The following is a 17634-nucleotide window of genomic DNA, read 5'->3' on the forward strand; positions in this document are numbered from 1 at the left end:
ACGAGGAAGAGCGATCGCTTGGAAGGATATTGAGGGCGGCTCATTCCGTTCACGTTTTGATCTATATATCGCCATTTCTTCTGTTATGCTTGCGACATGACCATCCATTCCGAATCGCTCGCCCTTGCCCTTGCCTCGATCAGCCCGGCCATGCTGGCGCTTGTCGGCGGCGTTCTCGTCGCCCTCGCCCTGCTGGTGATCGTACTTCTGCTGCGCGGCGCCAGCCTTCGCCACGAGCAGGCGGAGGAAGCGAGCTTTCGTGCTCAGGAAAACGAAGCGCGCATGGCCGAGCTTTTGAAGATCCAGGCGGAGATGCAGGGCCGCATCGCAGCGATGACCGAGGTCTTCGGCGCGCGGCAGAGCGAACTCAACCAGACGATCAGCCAACGCCTCGACGGCATGTCGCAGCGCGTCAGCTCGACGATCACCGAGCAGACCAAATCGACGCATGAGAACCTGCAGCGGCTGCAGGAGCGGCTGGCGGTTATCGATGCCGCGCAGAACAATATCCAGACGCTCGCCAAGGATGTCGTCGGGCTGCAGGCCATTCTGTCCAACAAGCAGACGCGCGGCGCCTTCGGCCAGTCGAGGATGGAAACGATCGTCGCCGACGGTCTGCCGATGGGCGCTTACGCCTTCCAGCAGACGCTGTCCAACGGATCGCGGCCGGACTGCACGATCCGCATGCCGAACGGCGCGCCGCCGCTGGTGATCGACGCGAAATTTCCGCTCGAAGCCTGGAACGCGATCCGCGACGCCGGCAGCCCCGAGGCCGGCAAGATCGCCGGCCAGCAGTTCCGCCGCGACATGGAGGTCCATATAAGGGACATTTCCGAGAAATATCTGATCCAAGGGGAAACCCAGGATACGGCCTTTCTCTTCGTGCCGTCGGAATCGATCTTCGCCGAGATCCACGAGCATTTCGAGCCGGTGGTACAGAAGGCGCACCGCGCGCGCCTCGTTATCGTCTCACCGTCGCTGCTGATGCTGTCGATCCAGGTCATCCAGGCCGTGCTCAAGGACCAGCGCATGCGGGCGCAGGCGCATCTGATCCAGGGCGAGGTGGCGATCCTGATGGACGACCTCAGCCGCCTCGATGAGCGGGTACGCAAGCTGCAGGGCCATTTCGCCATGGCGCAGAAGGATATCGACATGGTGGTCACGTCAGCCGACAAGCTCACCAGGCGCGGCGCCAGGATCGAAGCGCTGGAATTCGAGGCAGGCGGCGGCGATGCCAAGCCCGCCCGCGACGGCGAAACGGCGGCCAAATCGGTGGAAAGCCGCACCGGTCTTCTGAAGCTGCGGGTGGTTGACGAGGAGTGACCGCTTCGGGCAGTGTCGCGCTCGCATGAAACAGTAGGAGCATGATGTCGTCCGCATGCTCTAGAAGACGGGACACATTCATGATCACAGTTTTCGGGTCCATCAACATGGATCTCATCGCCACGACCGAGCGCCTGCCGAAGCCCGGCGAGACGGTGGCCGGCAACGGCTTTGCCACGGCCGCCGGCGGCAAGGGCGCCAACCAGGCGCTGGCAGCGCGCCGCGCCGGCCGTTACGTGCATATGGCCGGCGCCGTCGGCAAGGATGCTTTCGCTGCGGAGGCGCTGGCCCTGCTCGATGATGCGGGTACCGACCTTTCTCTGATCAAACATGTCGACGGCCCCACAGGGACGGCGCTGATCCTCGTCGGCGGCGACGGCGAAAACATGATTGCCGTCGTTCCCGGCGCCAATGGCCAGGTCACGCCTGCCGATGCCGAGACCGCGATCGGCCGCATGAACGAAGGCGATATCCTGATGCTGCAGCTCGAAGTGCCGGCTGCCGCCGTCGAGGGCGCGCTGTCGGCGGCCCGCGCCAAGGGCGTCACCAGCATCCTCAACCTCGCGCCGCTGATCCCCGATGCCCCGCGTCTCGGCCGACTTGCCGATATCGTCATTGCCAACGAGACCGAGTTCGAGCGGCTCGCCGGGCAGGAGGGCATGGACGCGCCGGCGCGCGAGGCCGCCCTTGTGCGCCTGCATGCGGAGACAGGCCAGACGCTGATCGTGACGCTCGGCGCCGACGGGGTCATCGCCATTCGCGACGGGTCGATTTCGAGGGCGCAGGGTCTCAAGATCGAACCTGTCGATACGGTCGGCGCCGGAGACACTTTCTGCGGCTATTTCGCCGCCAGCCTCGACGACGGCCTCGATTTTGTCTCGGCGCTGCGCCGTGCGGCGGTTGCCGGTTCGCTCGCATGCCTCAAGGCCGGAGCGCAACCTTCGATCCCCTTGAGCGAGGAAGTCGCAGACAGGATATGAAATCTTGAAGGAATGAACGGGCTGTTTCGTATGATGATGGGACCGCGGAGGCTGTGGCCTGATGGGGCTGCCGGCACCGGGTTTACTCGACACGTTCCGCTCAGTCCCTTCATCGTCGCGCGGTTCGGCTGTCGTGGCGCAGAAAAACTGGGAAGAGTTCTGATAGTCCAGCCCCTCATAATGCAAAAGGCGCCTGGGAGATCCGGCGCCTTGTGCATTTCGGGGATAATGCAGCTCAGGCAGCGTTCGACGTCTGCTCTTCATTGAGGAAGGCGTAGATCGCCGAGGCGGAATCGGTGGCGCGCAGCTTGGCGACCAGATCGTGATCACGCAGCACGCGGGCGATACGCGACAGGGCCTTCAGATGATCAGCGCCCGCGCCCTCCGGCGCCAGCAGCAGGAACACGAGATCGACAGGCTGGTCGTCCAGCGCCTCGAAATCGACAGGCTGCTCCAGCCGGGCGAAGATACCGACGATCGAATGGATGTTGCCCAGCTTGCCGTGGGGAATGGCGATGCCGTTGCCGACTCCGGTCGAGCCCAAGCGTTCGCGCTGCAGGGTGACGTCGAAAATCTCCCGTTCGGAAAGCCCGGTGATCCTGGAGGCTCTTGCAGCCAATTCCTGAAGCAACTGTTTCTTGGAATTTACTCTGAGGGCGGGAATGATCGCATCCTGATGGAGCAAATCTGCCAATGCCATTTCTTTTTCCTTCTGTCGCCGGGATCAAATGCAAGGAGCGGCGGCAATACCGCCGCTCACCACCCTGATCTCAGCCTTTGATACTGGCTGAATCGATCCAGCCAATATTTCCGTCGTGCCGACGGTAAACGATGTTCAGATGTTCCTTGCCGGGGCTGCGGAACAAGAGAAGCGGCTCATCGGTCATGTCGAGCGCCATCACGGCGGTGGCGACCGACATGGTCTTCAGCTGCTTCGTGCTTTCAGCGACGATCGCCGGAGCGAAATCGTCGGCGATTTCATCATCGTGATCAGGAACGGAATCCATAACCGTGTAGGAGACCTCTGCAAAACCATTCAGATGGCTTCCGGCGTGATGGTCCTTGAGCTTGCGCTTGTAACGCCGCAGCCGCTTTTCGATCCGCTGGGAAGCCGCGTCGAAAGCCAATTGCGGGTCGGTCGCCTCGCCGGCTGCATGCAGCACCACCCCGCTGTCGAGATGCAGTTTGCAATCCGCCGAGTAACGAGAATTCGCCTTTTCCACGGTCACCTGGCCGGAATATCCCCCGTCGAAGTATTTCGTGATGGCCATACCAATTTGGTCCTCGATCTTTTGACGGAAGGATTCACCAATTTCCATATGTTTCCCGGATACACGCACACTCATGGAGTTTCCCTTCTTATGGTCGTTTGCGGGTATCAGTTTACGCCAAGCCTCAGGTTCATCCAAGCACTTCGCACAATCTCAAGCAAGATCGGCTTAGGCCTGCGGGTCCTTAGTGCCCTTCTGATGCTGGGGATAACTCCAGACGCCGTTCACGGCATCGATTGCGGCGGGCTTCTAGCCAGAGCGTGCCGAAAAGTCAATAGGGCGCCGAATCACCCTCGGCGGCACGCGGTCAACGTGTGGCGGATGCCTTGTCGGGCAAGGCATACCGCCGATCGCCACCCCATCCGCCTTACGCATTTCGCGCTTGCGTTGCGGCCCTTCTTGCGGGGATCGTCATGGCTGCGACACCTGATATGACGCAGACGAGTCCGATCCAGGCCGTCGGGCTCAGCCTTTCGCCGAGGAAGACGATGCCGATCGCAACACCGATCGGCACTCTGAGATAGGCTTGCGCGGTGGTTCCGACCGAGCCCAGCGTCTGGACGAGACGGAAATAGATCACAAAGGCAAGCGCCGTCGAAAAGGCGGAAAGGGCCAGCAGCGCCAACATCGATGCCGCCGAAGGATCGAGTTCCCACGGCCGATCGACGACGAGGCTCGTCGGCAAGAGAATGACCGCGCCTGAGATCAAAGAGCCGGCCGCCGGCAATGCGGGATCGAGCCCCTTGAAATTCTTGCTGAAAATCGCGGCACCTGCATAACAGATGGTCGCCAGGATGATGGCAAGCTGCGCCATCAGATTTTCACCGAGACCACCGAGCGCTTCGACGCCGATGACGAGGCAGATGCCGGCAAGCCCTGATATGACGCCGAAAAGCCTTCGCAGTGTCACCTGCTCATGGTGGGTGATCAGCACGGCCAGCAGGAAGGTGAAAATCGGCGTTGCCGAATTCAGGATCACCGCCAATCCAGCATCGACGGACTGTTCCGCCCAGGCGATCAGGGTGAAGGGGACGACGCTGTTCAGGCAGGCCTGAACGAAAAACCGCCGCCAGGTGGCACGATCGCGCGGCAGACGGACACGCCGGTGGTGCAGGACGGCCAGCAGAATGCCGCCGGCAATCAGCGTACGGGCGGCGATCAACGTTATCGGCGGGATCGTCTCGACGCCGATCTTGATGAAGCTATAGGAGGAACCCCAAAGGGTCGCCAGCACAAGTAGCAGGAAAAGTTCCCTGGCAAGGTTGGAATTTTGCGACGTCATGGTCGGCATTTCGATCTTCGTTGAAGACAATTCAAAGGGTTGCAGCGCCGCTGCGCGTCTGAAAGACGCGTGGCGCTGGAAAGGAATAACCGGATTTGCGGGTCGGATGCTTCGATCGAGGTCGAAGCATTGCTGCGTCAGAAGCCTGCGACCTTGGCGAGCGCCCGCTTCTCGCGGCGGCGCTGGACCGAAGAGGCGATGTTCATTGCCTCCCTGTATTTCGCAACGGTGCGGCGGGCGAGATCGATTCCGCCCTTCTTCAGCATGTCGACGATATCGTCATCGGAAAGCACCGCCTCCGGGCTCTCCTGCAGGATCAGCGCGCGGATCTTGTGACGCACGGCCTCAGCCGAGTGGCTGTCGCCGCCGGCGACGGCGCTGATCGAGACGGTGAAGAAATATTTGAGTTCGAAGAGGCCGCGCGGCGTTAGCATATATTTGTTCGACGTGACGCGGCTGACGGTGGATTCATGCATCTTGATCGCTTCGGCGACCGTTTTCAGGTTCAGCGGACGCAGGTGATCGACGCCGTGCAGCAGGAAGGCGTCCTGCTGGCGGACGATTTCGCTTGCCACCTTCATGATGGTTTTTGCCCGCTGGTCGAGGCTGCGGGTCAGCCAGTTGGCGCTCTGCAGGCAATCGGAGAGGAAGGCGTGGTCCTCGCCGTTCTTCGTCACACGGGAAAAATAGGACTGGTTGACCAGCACGCGCGGCAGCGTATCCGGATTGAGCTCGACCAGCCAGCCGCCGTCCGAGGCGGGCCTGACGACTACATCCGGCGTGATCGCTTCGGAAACACCCGCTTCGAAGCCGCTGCCAGGCTTCGGATTGAGCTGACGGATCTCGCCGAGCATGTCGAGAAGATCTTCCTCATCGACGCCGCAAAGCCGCTTCAAGGTGGCGAAGTCGCGCCGGGCCAGCAGTTCGAGGTTTTCGACCAGAGCCTGCATGGCCGGGTCGTATCGGTCCTTCTGCCTGAGCTGGATCGCCAGGCATTCGGCGAGGCTGCGGGCGAAAACACCCGGCGGATCAAGGCTCTGGAGGGTGGCGAGCACGCGCTCGGCCTGTGCGAGGCTCGTGCCCAGCCTCTCGCCAGCCTCGACGATATCGGCCTGCAGATAACCGCAGTCGTCGAGCTGGTCGACGAAATTCTGCGCGATCAGCCGGTCGGCCATGTCAGGTAGGACGAAGGGGATCTGCTGGGCGAGATGATCGCGCAACGACACCTGGCCGGCGACGAAATCGTCGAGATCGTAGTCGGCGCCCTCGCCGCTGCCCGGCATCGACTTCCACTGGCTGACGAGTTCCGGCGCATCGAGGCGCTGCGGGGCGCCGTCGTCAGGAAAGACATTGGTGTAATTGGCGTCGAGTTCGTCGTTCAGCCGGCTGGTGCTGGCGCTGCCGCCATTGTCATACCAGTCGCTGGAGAGCGCCTCGGTGCGGTTGTCATAGCCGTCGTCGGAGCCGGCATCCTCGGGCTGATGAGCATACTCCCCATCTTCGGCATCGCCGCGTTCGCCGCCCGCCTCGCCGTCGTTCGACGGAAATTCGAGCAGCGGGTTCTTCTCCACTTCCAGGGCGATGAACTGGTTGAGTTCGAAATGAGTCATCTGCAGCAACTGGATGGATTGCATCAGTTGCGGTGTCATCACCAGGGACTGGGTCTGGCGCAGGAAAAGATTGGCGGACAGTGCCATGACGGACGCGAAACTCCCCTCGATTCCTCCGGGAAACCGCGTCCGATCAAGGCTTCAGGCCACGGAAATCCAAGTTGGCCCAAAAATTGCTTTTTTATTGTATTTGGTCAAGCGGAACTATGACGGCACGGTGAATTTCTGCCGATCCGGCCTAAAATCATCCGGATCCGGCCTCACAGGCTGAAATTGTCGCCGAGGTAGAGCCGGCGCACTTCCGGATTGTTGACGATGTCGTTCGCCCGGCCATGGGTCAGCACCTCACCGGCATGGATGATGTAGGCGCGGTCGATGAGACCCAGCGTCTCGCGCACATTGTGGTCGGTGATGAGAACGCCGATGCCGCGCGCCGTCAGGTGGTGAACGAGATTCTGGATGTCGGCGACCGAGATCGGGTCGACGCCGGCAAAGGGTTCGTCGAGCAGCATGAAGGTCGGGTCGGTCGCAAGCGCACGCGCGATTTCGAGACGGCGGCGCTCACCGCCGGACAGGGCGACGGCGGCACTTTTGCGCAGCTTCTGGATATGGAATTCCTCCAGCAGCTCGTTCAGCTTCTGCTCGCGCTCGGCCTTGTCCTTCACATGCACTTCGAGGACGGCGCGGATATTCTCTTCCACCGTCAGACCGCGGAAGATCGAGGCTTCCTGCGGCAGGTAACCGACGCCGAGGCGCGAGCGGCGGTACATCGGCATGGTCGTGACATCGTTGCCGTCGATCTCGATCGTGCCTTCATCGACCGGCACCAGGCCGGTGATCATGTAAAAACAGGTGGTCTTGCCGGCGCCGTTCGGGCCGAGCAGGCCGACGGCCTCGCCACGGCGCACCACCAGCGAGACGCCGTTGACGACGCGCCGGGTGGCATAGGTCTTCGTCAGACCCCGTGCGATCAGCGTTCCCTGATAGCGGCTCTTGTCGGCGCCGCCCGCAGCTTGTGGCCCGGGCTTGCCGAACATGGTGGATAGCGATGATAATTTCACGTGGGAGGCCGGCTTCTCAGTTCTGCTTCTGCTGCTGCGCATTCGGCTGCGATTTTGGATCGAGCTGAATCTGGACACGCCCGCCGCAGCTTTCAAGCTGCGCCTGGCCGGTCTGCATATGAACCGTCAGTTTGCAGCCGGTAAAGACGTTCGGCCCGTCCGACAGAATAACCTTATTCCCTTCATCCGCCGTGAGGATGAATGTCTGCGAGGCCATGTCGAAATTGCCATCATCGGCAGTCGCCGTCTGCGTGCCCGAACTCAAAAAGACCTTGTCCGTCACCAGGATCTTGTCGATATCGGCACTTCCCGATGCAAGCGAGGCCGACTGCTCCGGCTGTGCTGCGGGCTGCGCGCCGTCAGCAGCCGGCTTTGCCGCCTTGTCCTTGTAATAGACGGTCATCTTGCCGGACTGCATCGTCGTCGTCCCCTGGACGACCTTGACGTTGCCGGTGAAGAGCGCGGTGTGTTCCTGGTCGTGGATCTCCAGCTTGTCGCTTTCGATCTGGATCGGCTGGTCGTTGGACAGCTTCATGCCCGGCATCGTCGCCGTCGCCTGCGCGCCGGCGTCCGTGGCCGTCAGAATAAGGGCAAATGCGCCGGCAATGAATGCCATGCCTGTCTTGCAAGTGGAAATGCGACAATCTTTTGTCATGGATGACCCGGCTGGTTAAGTGCCCTGTTTACGGATGGTGGATGGATCGACATTCATGCGAACATTCCCCTCGAATGTGATCACCCGCCCCTTATCGGTTATCTGAAGCGTCTTCGCAACAATGGAGGCATTGTCCTTGGTGATGGTGACGGGGTCGTCGCTGCGCATGTTTCCGCCCTTGATATCGAGCTGCGCGGACTGGAAATTCGCATTGAGGCCGCTGCTCAGCACCAGGGTGAAGGGGGCCGTCATATGCAGGTTGTCGGTGGCGCGGTTGTAATCGGCGGTCGAGGCGACGACGCGGGCGATCAGACCGTCATTCATCGGCACGGCGGCCTTGATGGTTTCGAGCGTGATGAGATCGGGATTGCGGATATCCTGCAGCGCCCTTTCGGCCAGCATCGAATAATTGATGCCGTCGGAATTGCGACCTGATATCGCCGGCTTCTCCATCACGACCTTGCCGTTCTCGATCTTGGCGCCCTCCATCTTGATGTTTTCGGGCAGATAGGTGCGGATCACTGTCACGGCGCCGACAGCGGCTGAAACGATCAGGGCTGCCACAGGCAGCAATATCTTCAGCCGCCGCACGCGGGCGGAATGGAACAACGCATCGCCATAGGCGCTCCTGCCGGACCCTGAATAGGCGGCATGTCCGTTGTTCTTCAGGGTATCGAGCATAGGCCTCGTCCATGTGCGGTGATCGCCGCGCCTCGATAACAAAGCCGGCCGCCAATCACAGTTCGTTTCGCATTATTACATTGGCTTGCCAATATGGAATTTTTTCTGCAACAAGCAACAAAACGGAAAAACATTGAAAAGTGGCGTTCGTACGGGCCGCTGCCACCCTATTTCACCGGATCGATCGGCGGCATGCCGAAGCCGGTGCCAGCGCTGGAGGTTTCTATGGACAGTTCGATCATCGCCGATCGTCGGCGGCTGCGCCGCAAGCTGGGCTTCTGGCGCCTCATCGCGGTGGCCCTCATCGTGGCACTTGGTTTCGCCTTCTACCGCTTTGCTCTCGGCGATGCCGGGACGCAGCGCCCGCACATCGCCCATGTGACGATATCCGGGCTGATCGTCGATGACGACGAGCTTCTCGAGCGGTTGAAGAAGGTCGAGACCAGCGACCAGGTGAAGGCAGCGGTGATTTCGATCTCCTCACCCGGCGGCACGACCTATGGCGGCGAAAAAGTCTTCAAGGCGATCCGTGCGATATCCGCCAAGAAACCTGTCGTCTCCGACGTGCGCACGCTTGCCGCCTCCGCCGGCTACATGATCGCCACCGCCGGCGATACGATCATTGCCGGCGACAGCTCGATCACCGGCTCGATCGGCGTCATCTTCCAGTATCCGCAGATCCAGCCGCTGCTCGACAAGATCGGCGTCTCGCTGCAGGAGATCAAGTCCTCGCCGCTGAAGGCCGAGCCCTCGCCCTTCCACGAGGCGAGCGAGGAAGCCAAGACGATGATCCGCAACATGGTGGTCGACAGCTATAACTGGTTCGTCGACCTGGTCGCCGACCGGCGCAAGCTGCCGCGCGACGAGGTGCTGAAACTGGCCGACGGCACGATCTATACCGGCCGCCAGGCGCTGAAGGTGAAACTCGTCGATGCGATCGGCGGCGAGGCCGAGATCCGCGCCTATCTGACATCGCGCGGCGTCGACAGCGATCTGCCGATGGTGGACTGGGACAAGAAGAGCAATACGCCCTTTCTGCTCGCTGGGGCTGTTTCTCGGTTGATTACGATCTTCGGTTATGATGATCTCATGAAAACCCAGGATATCAATGGAATCCTGCCCCCAAAGTTGCTTCTTGACGGGCTGCTTTCAGTTTGGCAGGTTGGCCACGATTGATAAGAAATCAATAATTTAAGGGGGCGAAAGTGATCAAGTCCGAATTGGTGCAGATTGTTGCCGCACGCAACCCGCATCTCTATCATCGCGACGTCGAGAATATCGTCAACGCGGTTCTCGACGAGATCACGGATGCACTGGCTGCGGGTAACCGAGTCGAATTGCGGGGCTTTGGCGCCTTTTCGGTCAAGAACCGCCCTTCGCGCTCCGGCCGCAATCCGCGGACCGGCGATACCGTCTTCGTCGAGGAGAAGTGGGTTCCCTTCTTCAAGACCGGCAAGGAGCTGCGCGAGCGGCTTAATCCCGGCCAGGCCGACGAAGAGGATTGAGCCGCCGCTGCCTGCGGCGAAACCGCACTTGAACTCGAGGGCCGTTTTCCTATTCTGGTAACGCGTCGTGCTTTACGCGTCTTACAAAGGCGCGCGGCGCTGCAAGCATGAAACGCGCCCTTCAAAAGACCGGCGCAATCTGCCGCGTGGAGACATCAAATGGCCAAGAAGATCGTCAACCTGTTGATTCTGCTGCCGCTCGGCGTCATCCTCATCGTCTTCTGCGTCGCCAACCGGCAGAGCGTCACACTCGCCTTCAATCCGTTCCGGCCTGATGATCAGGTGCTTGCAGTTTCAGCGCCCTTCTTCGTCTTCCTGGTCGTCGCGCTGATCGCGGGCATGCTGATCGGGGCGGCCGCCACCTGGTTCAGCCAGGGCAAACACCGCAAGCGCGCCCGCACCGAGGCCAAGGAAGCCATCCGCTGGCAAAGCGAGGCCGACCGCCACAAGAACCGCGCCGAGGAAATCGCCGGGCAGCTGCCGGCGCGGTGAAACGGGTCAATATTCGATTGGCTCGGGTTCGGCCGCCGGCTTTCGGCGGTCTTCAAACCGGAAAAAAGCTCAGTTCCTCATAATCGCCCTCCGGCGAGGTGCCGTTGCCGGTCACGTGGAAACCGTGGGCGAGATAGAACGCCTTTGCACGCCGGTTCTTCACCAGGCATTTCAGCCGATACCGGTGTTGCGGCCATTCCGGCAGGGCGTGCAGCAGCGCCGTGCCTGCACCCTGACCCTGGAATTCCGGTTTTAGGTAGAGCATGTGGATGAAATCGTCCTCCGGCCAGAGCGACAGGAAGCCGGCGACGCTGCCGCTTTCATGCGCGCAGACGAAGACCGTCTCGCCATTGGTATGGGCGGCGAAATCCTCGCGATGGAATTTTCCGGGATCGACCCAGACGAATGTTTCGCGGCGCACGGAAAGATAGATCTCCGCGAGCATTTCCTGGTCTTCCGCCCGCGGCGGCCTGATGGTCCACGTCATAACGTCGATTTAAACACCCCCGTCCCGCGCCAAGCCTAACCCGCCGCCATCTTCGCGACGACGGCGGCGTTGAAGTCCGAAAAGAACCCTTCGGCGAGCTTCTGCGAGGTCGAATCGAGCAGGCGGGCGCCGAGCTGGGCGAGCCTGCCGCCCAGTTCAGCCTTCGACCGGTAGTGCAGGATCGTCTCGGTGCCCCTTTCCTCGAGCACGATATCGGCGCTGCCCCTGGCGAAACCGGCAAGACCGCCCTTGCCTTCGGCCGACAGCGTATAGCTCTTCGACGCATCGACATTGGAAAGCGTCAGCAGCCCGTGGAAGGTGGCAGACAGCAGGCTGAACCTGACCTTGATCGTCGCCTCGAAAGTGCTCGGCGACAGCCGCTCGATGCCCTGGCAGCCCGGAATGCAGCCGCGCATGATCTCGGGATCGTTGAGTGCTGCCCAGACGACGTCCCGCGGCGCGGCGATGCGTTCTTCGCCCGTGAAATCCATTCGATGGCCCCATCTTCGATTCGCTCATCTTATCCCAGCGGGAAAGCGCTTTGCCAAGGCGGCGCGGAATGTTATCTGCCGGTTGCGATCTGACACACATATGACGCAGGGGATGGGCCGATGAACGACGAACTGAAGCCCTGGAGCGTGACGGCAAGCCGCATCACCTATGAGGATCGCTGGATCCGGGTCCGGAGCGACGATTGCATCACCGCAGATGGAACTGTCGTCGCGCCCTTCCATGTGCTCGACTACCCCGATTGGATCAACGTCATCCCTGTGATGCCTGACGGGCGCGTGCTGCTGACACGGGAATATCGGCACGGCCGCGGCGAGATCGTGCTCGGTCTGGTCGCCGGCAGCCTCGAACCCGGCGACAGCAAGGCCGGCGATGCGGCGATGGCGGCGGCCGAGCGCGAACTCCGGGAGGAAACCGGCTATGAAGCCTCGACCTTCGTCAGGCTGCTCACCTCCTATCCGAATGCCGCCAGCCAGAGCAATATGGTGACGAGCTGGCTGGCGCTTGGTCTCAGCCGGGCCGGCGAACCGTCTTTCGACCCCGGCGAGAAGGTCGAGCTGCTGTTTGCGGATCTTGCTGCCATCCTCGCCGAGTTGCAGTCCGGCGCCGTCATCATGCAGTCGATGCATGTGGCAGCCCTCTATGCGGCGGAAAGCTGGCTTCGCAAACAGGCCTCCGAGGGCTTGAAGTAGGCGCCGCGCCGGGAAAACCCTCCCCTTGCGCGGGCTTGGCCGGCAGCGCAGTTGATCCGCCCCGCTTTTCTGCGCTACTGCATATTCAAAGTGCCGCAGTGTGCTTTGCGCGTTTCAAAAGACGCGCGGCGCTGCAGCCGACGCAAAGCCTATAAGACACCCCGACAGAGACGCGGAAGAGCACGTTGAAACAGAGAGAAGGCCGGCCGGGCCAGAAGAAAACATCAGGTTCTTCCGGTGAAAGCCGCAGGGACGATCGGGCAGGCCGGCCGCCGAAGCCGGTCGCGCGGCCCGCGGCAACCCGTGAGGCAGTGCGCGAGGCTGCCGTGCCTGCCGCCGTCGTGCGTCCTCTGATGGCACGCAGCGGCGAGCGTCCGACCGAGCGCGTGCCCGTCATCCTCGAATCGCTCGGGGCCGGCGACTTCCATCTGATCGACAGCGGCAACGGCGAAAAGCTCGAGCAATACGGCCCTTATCGCATCATCCGCCCGGAAGCCCAGGCGCTGTGGCGGCCTTCTCTGCCCGCCCATATCTGGGAAAAGGTCGATGCTGCCTTCACCGGCGACACCGACGAGGAAGGCACCGGCCGCTGGCGTTTCCCGAAGGCGGCGCTCGGCGAGACCTGGCCGCTCAACCTGCTCGGCGTCGATTTCCTTGGCCGCTTCACCTCCTTCCGCCATGTCGGCGTCTTCCCCGAACAGATCGTCCACTGGAGCTGGATGAAGGATCAGGTCGAAAAGGCCGGCCGGCCGCTGAAGGTGCTGAACCTCTTCGGTTATACCGGCGTCGCCTCGCTGGTTGCCGCCGCAGCCGGCGCCGAGGTCACCCATGTCGACGCCTCGAAGAAGGCGATCGGCTGGGCACGGGAAAACCAGGCGCTCGGGCGCATGGAGAAACTGCCGATCCGCTGGATCTGCGAGGATGCGATGAAATTCATCCTGCGCGAGGAACGCCGCGGCAGCCAGTACGATATCATCCTCACCGATCCGCCGAAATTCGGCCGCGGCCCCAATGGCGAAGTCTGGCATCTTTTCGAGCATCTGCCCTTGATGCTCGATGTCTGCCGCGAGATCCTGTCGCCGAAGGCAGTGGGCCTGGTGCTGACGGCCTATTCGATCCGCGCCAGCTTCTATTCAATCCACGAATTGATGCGCGAGACGATGCGGGGCGCCGGCGGTGTGGTCGAATCCGGCGAGCTGGTGATTCGCGAAGCCGGCACCGACGGCAAGACGCAGGGCCGCGCGCTTTCCACCTCCCTCTTTTCCCGCTGGGTGCCGAAATGAGCAAGGACTTCCACGATCAGGGACCGCGCAGGGTCGGACAGGTGAAGGAAGTCACTTCGCTCGCCAATCCGATCATCAAGGACATCAAGGCGCTGACGAACAAGAAGTCGCGCGAGGAAAGCGGTACTTTCCTGGCCGAAGGACTGAAGCTCGTCATCGACGCGATCGAACTCGGCTGGGCAATCCGCACGCTGGTCTATGCCAAGGCTGCCAAGGGCAAGCCGCTGGTCGAGCAGATGGCGGCAAGGACCGTCGCCTCGGGCGGGCTGGTGCTCGAAGTCAGCGAAAAGGTGATCGCCTCGATCACCCGCCGCGACAATCCGCAGATGGTCGTCGGCATCTTCGAACAGCGCTGGACGCCGCTCAAGGGTATCCGACTGAGCGAGGGCGAGACATGGGTGGCGCTCGACCGGGTACGCGACCCCGGCAATCTCGGTACCATCATCCGCACCGCCGATGCGGCCGGGGCTTCCGGCATCATACTTCTCGGAGAAACGACCGATCCCTTCTCGCTCGAAACGGTGCGGGCAACCATGGGCTCGGTCTTTGCCGTTCCGCTCGCGCGGGCGACGCCAGAGGAATTCATCGCCTGGCGGAAATCGGCCGGCGTTTCCGTCGTCGCGACACATCTTGCCGGGGCGGTCGATTACCGGACGATCGACTACCGGAAAAAGCCCGTCGTGCTGTTGATGGGCAACGAACAATCCGGCCTGCCCGAGCAGCTGGCCAGGGAGGCCGACGCGCTTGCCCGTATTCCGCAGCAGGGCCGCGCCGATTCACTGAACCTCGCTGTCGCCACCGCCGTCATGCTTTTCGAGGCGCGCCGCCATCTCCTCTCACTTGCCGAGGGCAAATGACCGAACAGACGCATGCACGCCCGGCGCTGTTTTCGCGCCCGGCGCCGATCCTCTTTTTCATCGTCGTCGCCGTTCTCATCGACCAGGCCATCAAGATCGCTGTTGATCATTACCTGCCGCTGCAGGAGGCGGTGCCCGTCGTTCCGATGCTGGCGCTCTACCGGACCTACAATCTCGGCGTCGCCTTTTCGATGCTATCAGGCATGGATGGCTGGTTCATCGTCGGCATGCGGCTCATCATCGTCGCCTTCGTCATCTGGCTGTGGTACCGCACGGCGAAGGATCGCTGGATCGCCCATCTCGGTTATGCGCTGATCATCGCCGGTGCGATCGGCAATCTCGTCGACCGCTTCGCCTATGGGCACGTGATCGATTACATTCTTTTCTACACCGAGAGCTGGTCCTTCGCGGTCTTCAATCTCGCTGACAGTTTCATCACCATCGGGGCCGGCTGCGTCATTCTCGACGAGCTGCTTTTGCCGAAAAAGGCCGGCCGCTAAAATCTTATCGAAATCCTGAAGGCATTCGGAACGGGCCTCATGTTAGCTAGATAGCATGCAGAACCTGGGACAATTGCAGGAAAGATTGTCCGCCGCCTTCGGTGGACCCGCCGCCAAGCCGCTTGAGAAGCGGATGGAGGTGTTTTCCCCACGGCCGAACGCAGCGGCACCCCGGGGCGCCGATGACCGCCAGGGCGGGCCTGCACCGACACGGCGCCTGCTGTTCTACTGGCTGGGCGGCGCCGGCCTTCTGGCCGCAACAATCCTGATGCTGCTGGCCCATGCCGGCGATCCGCTGCTGCTTTCTGGCGGTCTCGTCGTTCTTGGGCTTGCCGTCATCGCCAGTTATGCCCTGCTGATGGTTCGCTCGCGCAGGGCCGGGCAGCGCCCCGGTCAAACCATGCCGGATGGGAACGGCGGCGCAAAGCTGTTCGCCGACGTGCACGACGTGCTCGGCGACATCACGGTCAGCCGCACCATGGACCGGCGCATCATCTCCGCCAACGACACATTTCGCCGCCTGACCGGGCGGCTGCGCCCGGAAGGAAAAACCTGCGAGGAGATCGGGCTTGCTTTCCGCCCCGGTCCGATACCGCATTGCTACGATGTCGAGATCTCGACACCGGAGGGCCAGCGTATCTTCCTCTGGCGCGATGTCGTCACCCGCGACCCAGCGAACGGCCGTCTGCTGCTGCAGAGCGTTGCCCGCGACGTGACCGACGAGCGGCTGATCGCGCAGGGCCGCGAGGAGGCCCGCCAGAAGGCCGAGTATAACAGCGCCGCCAAATCGAGGCTGCTTGCCACCGTCAGCCACGAGGTGCGTACGCCGCTTTCCGGCATCCTCGGCATGACACATCTGATCGCCGAGACGCGGCTGACGCAGGAACAGCAGAACTATCTCGCGAGCATCCGCCAGTCCGGCCATGCATTGACGCAGCTCGTCGAGGATCTGCTCGATTTCTCCACCATCGAGGTCGGCCGCTTCGCGCTGCACCCGCGCTCGGAATCGCTGCGCAAGCTTCTGGAAAGCGTCGTCGAGATGCTTGCCCACCGGGCGCATGAAAAGGGTATCGAGATCGGCGCCACCGTGTCATCCGACGTGCCCGAAAATATGAGCTTCGACCCGGCGCGGCTGCGCCAGGTTCTGTTCAACGTTATCGGCAACGCCGTGAAGTTCACCCAGGTCGGCGGCGTCTTCATCCGCGTGTCGCTCGACGGCGACGACCTGTCGATCACCGTGACCGACAGTGGCCCCGGCATGACGGAGGAGGAGCAGGCGCGCGTCTTCGGCGAGTTCGAGCAGGGCGGGAGCGTTACCGACAAGAGCAGCGGCACCGGGCTCGGCCTTGCCATCTCCGCCCGCATCATGCGCGAATTCAACGGCGCGCTGACGGTTGCCAGCGAAAAGGGCAGAGGCAGCGAATTCACCATCCGCTTTCCTGTCGATATCGGCAGCGAGCGCCCCGACCGGCGAAACACGCTGCTTTCAGGCAACAGCGTCGTGCTGCTGGCGCCGGCAGGTGCGGCGCGCACTGCCATCGCCGAAACGATCACCGCGCTCGGCGGTCTCTGCCATCTCGTCGGCGACGGCGAGGCGGCGCGGGCAACACTGCTCGAGCTGGCAAAGGGCGGACGGCGGCCGACCGACATCATCATCGACCATCGCATGTCGGCGGAATTTTCGGCCCATCTTGCCGATCGCGCCGAAATCGCCGCACTTGGCCTGCGCAAAGTCCTGCTCGTCAATCCGGAAGAGCGCAGCGCCCATCCGCTCGACCTCTTCGATGCCTGGCTGATCCGGCCGCTGCGCGAACAGTCGCTGATCGACGTACTGCGCGGTCGCATGCGCGGCATGGAGAAGCGCGACGCGTTGAACGACAACCAGCCGGGCTTCGGCCTTTCGGTGACGGAGACAATGGTTGCCACCCGCGGGCTCAGCATCCTGCTCGGTGAAGACGATCCGATCAATGCCATGCTGGTGCGTGTCGTCCTGGAAAAGGGCGGGCACAAGGTGCGCCATGTCGAGGATTTCGAGACCCTGCTCGACTACGCGCTCTGCGAGGCCAATGACCGGCCCGATATCATCATCAGCGATCTCTCGATGCCTGGCGGCAACGGCATCGACATGCTGGGACGCCTGCGCGGCCACGAGCGGCGGCTCGATCTCGCCTCGGTGCCGGTGATCGTGCTGACTGCCGACAAGAGCGACGAATCGCGCCGCCAAGTCTTGCTCAACGGCGCCAACCGCGTCATGATAAAGCCGGTCGATCCGGTGCGGCTGCTGACCGAAGTTCAGGCGGTCGCCGCCCTTTCCGCCCGTCGGGCAGAGGCGCGGTGAGCGCCTCGGAAACCGGCACGCTTCTTGCGGCTGGAAATTCAAAATGTCACTTTCCTGTCGTAGAGAAGTGTTTTATGGCGTCGATAAGCCGGCAACGGGAGAATCGT

At 62.2% G+C, this 17634-nt stretch carries 19 protein-coding genes; 10 read left to right on the plus strand and 9 right to left on the minus strand.

Translation table 11 applies throughout. The features are described from left to right. Nucleotides 1–96: 96 nt before the first annotated feature. Both OLZ32_RS14170 and OLZ32_RS14175 read left to right on the plus strand, forming a co-directional pair. Nucleotides 97–1323, plus strand: coding sequence for a DNA recombination protein RmuC (locus OLZ32_RS14170; RefSeq protein WP_003544953.1), 1227 nt, complete (start codon nt 97–99; stop codon nt 1321–1323). A gap of 80 nt (nt 1324–1403) precedes the next feature. Then, nucleotides 1404–2303 carry a ribokinase gene (locus OLZ32_RS14175; protein ID WP_032987372.1) on the plus strand — a complete coding sequence of 300 codons (900 nt, stop codon included), beginning with the start codon at nt 1404–1406 and terminating at the stop codon, nt 2301–2303. Nucleotides 2304–2538: 235 nt separating this feature from the next. Here the strand turns inward: OLZ32_RS14175 and ptsN are convergent, their stop codons facing one another. The 7 genes from ptsN to lptC form a co-directional block, all read right to left on the minus strand. Next, a complete protein-coding gene (gene ptsN / locus OLZ32_RS14180; RefSeq protein ID WP_003544950.1) occupies nt 2539–3003 on the minus strand; it encodes a PTS IIA-like nitrogen regulatory protein PtsN in 465 nt (154 codons plus the stop codon). Nucleotides 3004–3073: 70 nt separating this feature from the next. Further along, nucleotides 3074–3649, minus strand: a complete 576-nt coding sequence (hpf, locus tag OLZ32_RS14185) for a ribosome hibernation-promoting factor, HPF/YfiA family (RefSeq protein ID WP_003544948.1) — start codon at nt 3647–3649, stop codon at nt 3074–3076. 292 nt (nt 3650–3941) lie between these two features. Then, nucleotides 3942–4865 carry a DMT family transporter gene (locus OLZ32_RS14190; RefSeq protein WP_264421439.1) on the minus strand — a complete coding sequence of 308 codons (924 nt, stop codon included), beginning with the start codon at nt 4863–4865 and terminating at the stop codon, nt 3942–3944. A gap of 128 nt (nt 4866–4993) precedes the next feature. Beyond that, nucleotides 4994–6553, minus strand: coding sequence for an RNA polymerase factor sigma-54 (gene rpoN / locus OLZ32_RS14195; protein ID WP_003544944.1), 1560 nt, complete (start codon nt 6551–6553; stop codon nt 4994–4996). 173 nt (nt 6554–6726) lie between these two features. Next, complete coding sequence (lptB, locus tag OLZ32_RS14200) at nt 6727–7503, minus strand: LPS export ABC transporter ATP-binding protein (protein WP_138332433.1); 777 nt, start codon at nt 7501–7503, stop codon at nt 6727–6729. 40 nt (nt 7504–7543) lie between these two features. Then, nucleotides 7544–8182 (minus strand): LptA/OstA family protein, encoded by a 639-nt coding sequence (locus OLZ32_RS14205; RefSeq protein ID WP_264399045.1) that lies wholly within the window; start codon nt 8180–8182, stop codon nt 7544–7546. 15 nt (nt 8183–8197) lie between these two features. Further along, the gene (gene lptC / locus OLZ32_RS14210) at nt 8198–8863 is read right to left on the minus strand and encodes an LPS export ABC transporter periplasmic protein LptC (protein WP_003544937.1); all 666 of its coding nucleotides are present in this window, start codon (nt 8861–8863) and stop codon (nt 8198–8200) included. 225 nt (nt 8864–9088) lie between these two features. Here lptC and sppA point away from each other — a divergent pair, with 225 nt between their 5' ends. From sppA to OLZ32_RS14225, 3 genes are all read left to right on the plus strand, one after another. Next, a complete protein-coding gene (gene sppA, locus OLZ32_RS14215) occupies nt 9089–10039 on the plus strand; it encodes a signal peptide peptidase SppA (protein WP_264421441.1) in 951 nt (316 codons plus the stop codon). Between the two features lie 29 nt (nt 10040–10068). Beyond that, a complete protein-coding gene (locus OLZ32_RS14220) occupies nt 10069–10368 on the plus strand; it encodes an integration host factor subunit beta (protein ID WP_003544934.1) in 300 nt (99 codons plus the stop codon). A gap of 159 nt (nt 10369–10527) precedes the next feature. Continuing rightward, nucleotides 10528–10860, plus strand: coding sequence for a LapA family protein (locus tag OLZ32_RS14225; RefSeq protein ID WP_221964478.1), 333 nt, complete (start codon nt 10528–10530; stop codon nt 10858–10860). 52 nt (nt 10861–10912) lie between these two features. Here the strand turns inward: OLZ32_RS14225 and OLZ32_RS14230 are convergent, their stop codons facing one another. Further along, nucleotides 10913–11347, minus strand: a complete 435-nt coding sequence (locus OLZ32_RS14230) for a GNAT family N-acetyltransferase (RefSeq protein WP_264421443.1) — start codon at nt 11345–11347, stop codon at nt 10913–10915. Nucleotides 11348–11382: 35 nt separating this feature from the next. Beyond that, nucleotides 11383–11838 (minus strand): SRPBCC family protein, encoded by a 456-nt coding sequence (locus OLZ32_RS14235; RefSeq protein WP_264399047.1) that lies wholly within the window; start codon nt 11836–11838, stop codon nt 11383–11385. Between the two features lie 120 nt (nt 11839–11958). Between OLZ32_RS14235 and OLZ32_RS14240 the strand changes: the two genes are divergently transcribed. From OLZ32_RS14240 to OLZ32_RS14260, 5 genes are all read left to right on the plus strand, one after another. Continuing rightward, complete coding sequence (locus OLZ32_RS14240) at nt 11959–12549, plus strand: NUDIX hydrolase (protein ID WP_264421445.1); 591 nt, start codon at nt 11959–11961, stop codon at nt 12547–12549. Between the two features lie 185 nt (nt 12550–12734). Then, nucleotides 12735–13832 (plus strand): class I SAM-dependent methyltransferase, encoded by a 1098-nt coding sequence (locus OLZ32_RS14245; protein WP_264399049.1) that lies wholly within the window; start codon nt 12735–12737, stop codon nt 13830–13832. Next, a complete protein-coding gene (locus tag OLZ32_RS14250) occupies nt 13829–14689 on the plus strand; it encodes a TrmH family RNA methyltransferase (RefSeq protein ID WP_003544913.1) in 861 nt (286 codons plus the stop codon). Before OLZ32_RS14245 ends, OLZ32_RS14250 begins: the two co-directional genes overlap by 4 nt. Then, nucleotides 14686–15189, plus strand: a complete 504-nt coding sequence (gene lspA / locus OLZ32_RS14255; protein ID WP_264399050.1) for a signal peptidase II — start codon at nt 14686–14688, stop codon at nt 15187–15189. The genes OLZ32_RS14250 and lspA overlap by 4 nt, the downstream gene beginning before the upstream one ends. 55 nt (nt 15190–15244) lie before the next feature. After that, nucleotides 15245–17527, plus strand: a complete 2283-nt coding sequence (locus OLZ32_RS14260; RefSeq protein WP_003544908.1) for a PAS domain-containing hybrid sensor histidine kinase/response regulator — start codon at nt 15245–15247, stop codon at nt 17525–17527. Nucleotides 17528–17634 lie beyond the last annotated feature (107 nt).

Origin of the sequence: Rhizobium acaciae (assembly GCF_025941625.1) — a bacterium.
Taxonomy (GTDB): Bacteria; Pseudomonadota; Alphaproteobacteria; order Rhizobiales; family Rhizobiaceae; genus Rhizobium; species Rhizobium acaciae.

Bases quoted from the DNA above. Each gene is read 5' to 3' on its own strand.
- lspA (WP_264399050.1), top strand. From the start codon at position 14,686: ATGACCGAACAGACGCATGCACGCCCGGCGCTGTTTTCGCGCCCGGCG.
- OLZ32_RS14190 (WP_264421439.1), bottom strand. From the start codon at position 4,865: ATGCCGACCATGACGTCGCAAAATTCCAACCTTGCCAGGGAACTTTTC.
- lptC (WP_003544937.1), bottom strand. From the start codon at position 8,863: ATGCTCGATACCCTGAAGAACAACGGACATGCCGCCTATTCAGGGTCC.
- OLZ32_RS14225 (WP_221964478.1), top strand. From the start codon at position 10,528: ATGGCCAAGAAGATCGTCAACCTGTTGATTCTGCTGCCGCTCGGCGTC.
- OLZ32_RS14260 (WP_003544908.1), top strand. From the start codon at position 15,245: ATGCAGAACCTGGGACAATTGCAGGAAAGATTGTCCGCCGCCTTCGGT.
- lptB (WP_138332433.1), bottom strand. From the start codon at position 7,503: ATGTTCGGCAAGCCCGGGCCACAAGCTGCGGGCGGCGCCGACAAGAGC.
- rpoN (WP_003544944.1), bottom strand. From the start codon at position 6,553: ATGGCACTGTCCGCCAATCTTTTCCTGCGCCAGACCCAGTCCCTGGTG.
- OLZ32_RS14240 (WP_264421445.1), top strand. From the start codon at position 11,959: ATGAACGACGAACTGAAGCCCTGGAGCGTGACGGCAAGCCGCATCACC.
- sppA (WP_264421441.1), top strand. From the start codon at position 9,089: ATGGACAGTTCGATCATCGCCGATCGTCGGCGGCTGCGCCGCAAGCTG.
- OLZ32_RS14250 (WP_003544913.1), top strand. From the start codon at position 13,829: ATGAGCAAGGACTTCCACGATCAGGGACCGCGCAGGGTCGGACAGGTG.
- OLZ32_RS14230 (WP_264421443.1), bottom strand. From the start codon at position 11,347: ATGACGTGGACCATCAGGCCGCCGCGGGCGGAAGACCAGGAAATGCTC.
- ptsN (WP_003544950.1), bottom strand. From the start codon at position 3,003: ATGGCATTGGCAGATTTGCTCCATCAGGATGCGATCATTCCCGCCCTC.
- OLZ32_RS14170 (WP_003544953.1), top strand. From the start codon at position 97: ATGACCATCCATTCCGAATCGCTCGCCCTTGCCCTTGCCTCGATCAGC.
- OLZ32_RS14235 (WP_264399047.1), bottom strand. From the start codon at position 11,838: ATGGATTTCACGGGCGAAGAACGCATCGCCGCGCCGCGGGACGTCGTC.
- OLZ32_RS14205 (WP_264399045.1), bottom strand. From the start codon at position 8,182: ATGACAAAAGATTGTCGCATTTCCACTTGCAAGACAGGCATGGCATTC.
- OLZ32_RS14175 (WP_032987372.1), top strand. From the start codon at position 1,404: ATGATCACAGTTTTCGGGTCCATCAACATGGATCTCATCGCCACGACC.
- hpf (WP_003544948.1), bottom strand. From the start codon at position 3,649: ATGAGTGTGCGTGTATCCGGGAAACATATGGAAATTGGTGAATCCTTC.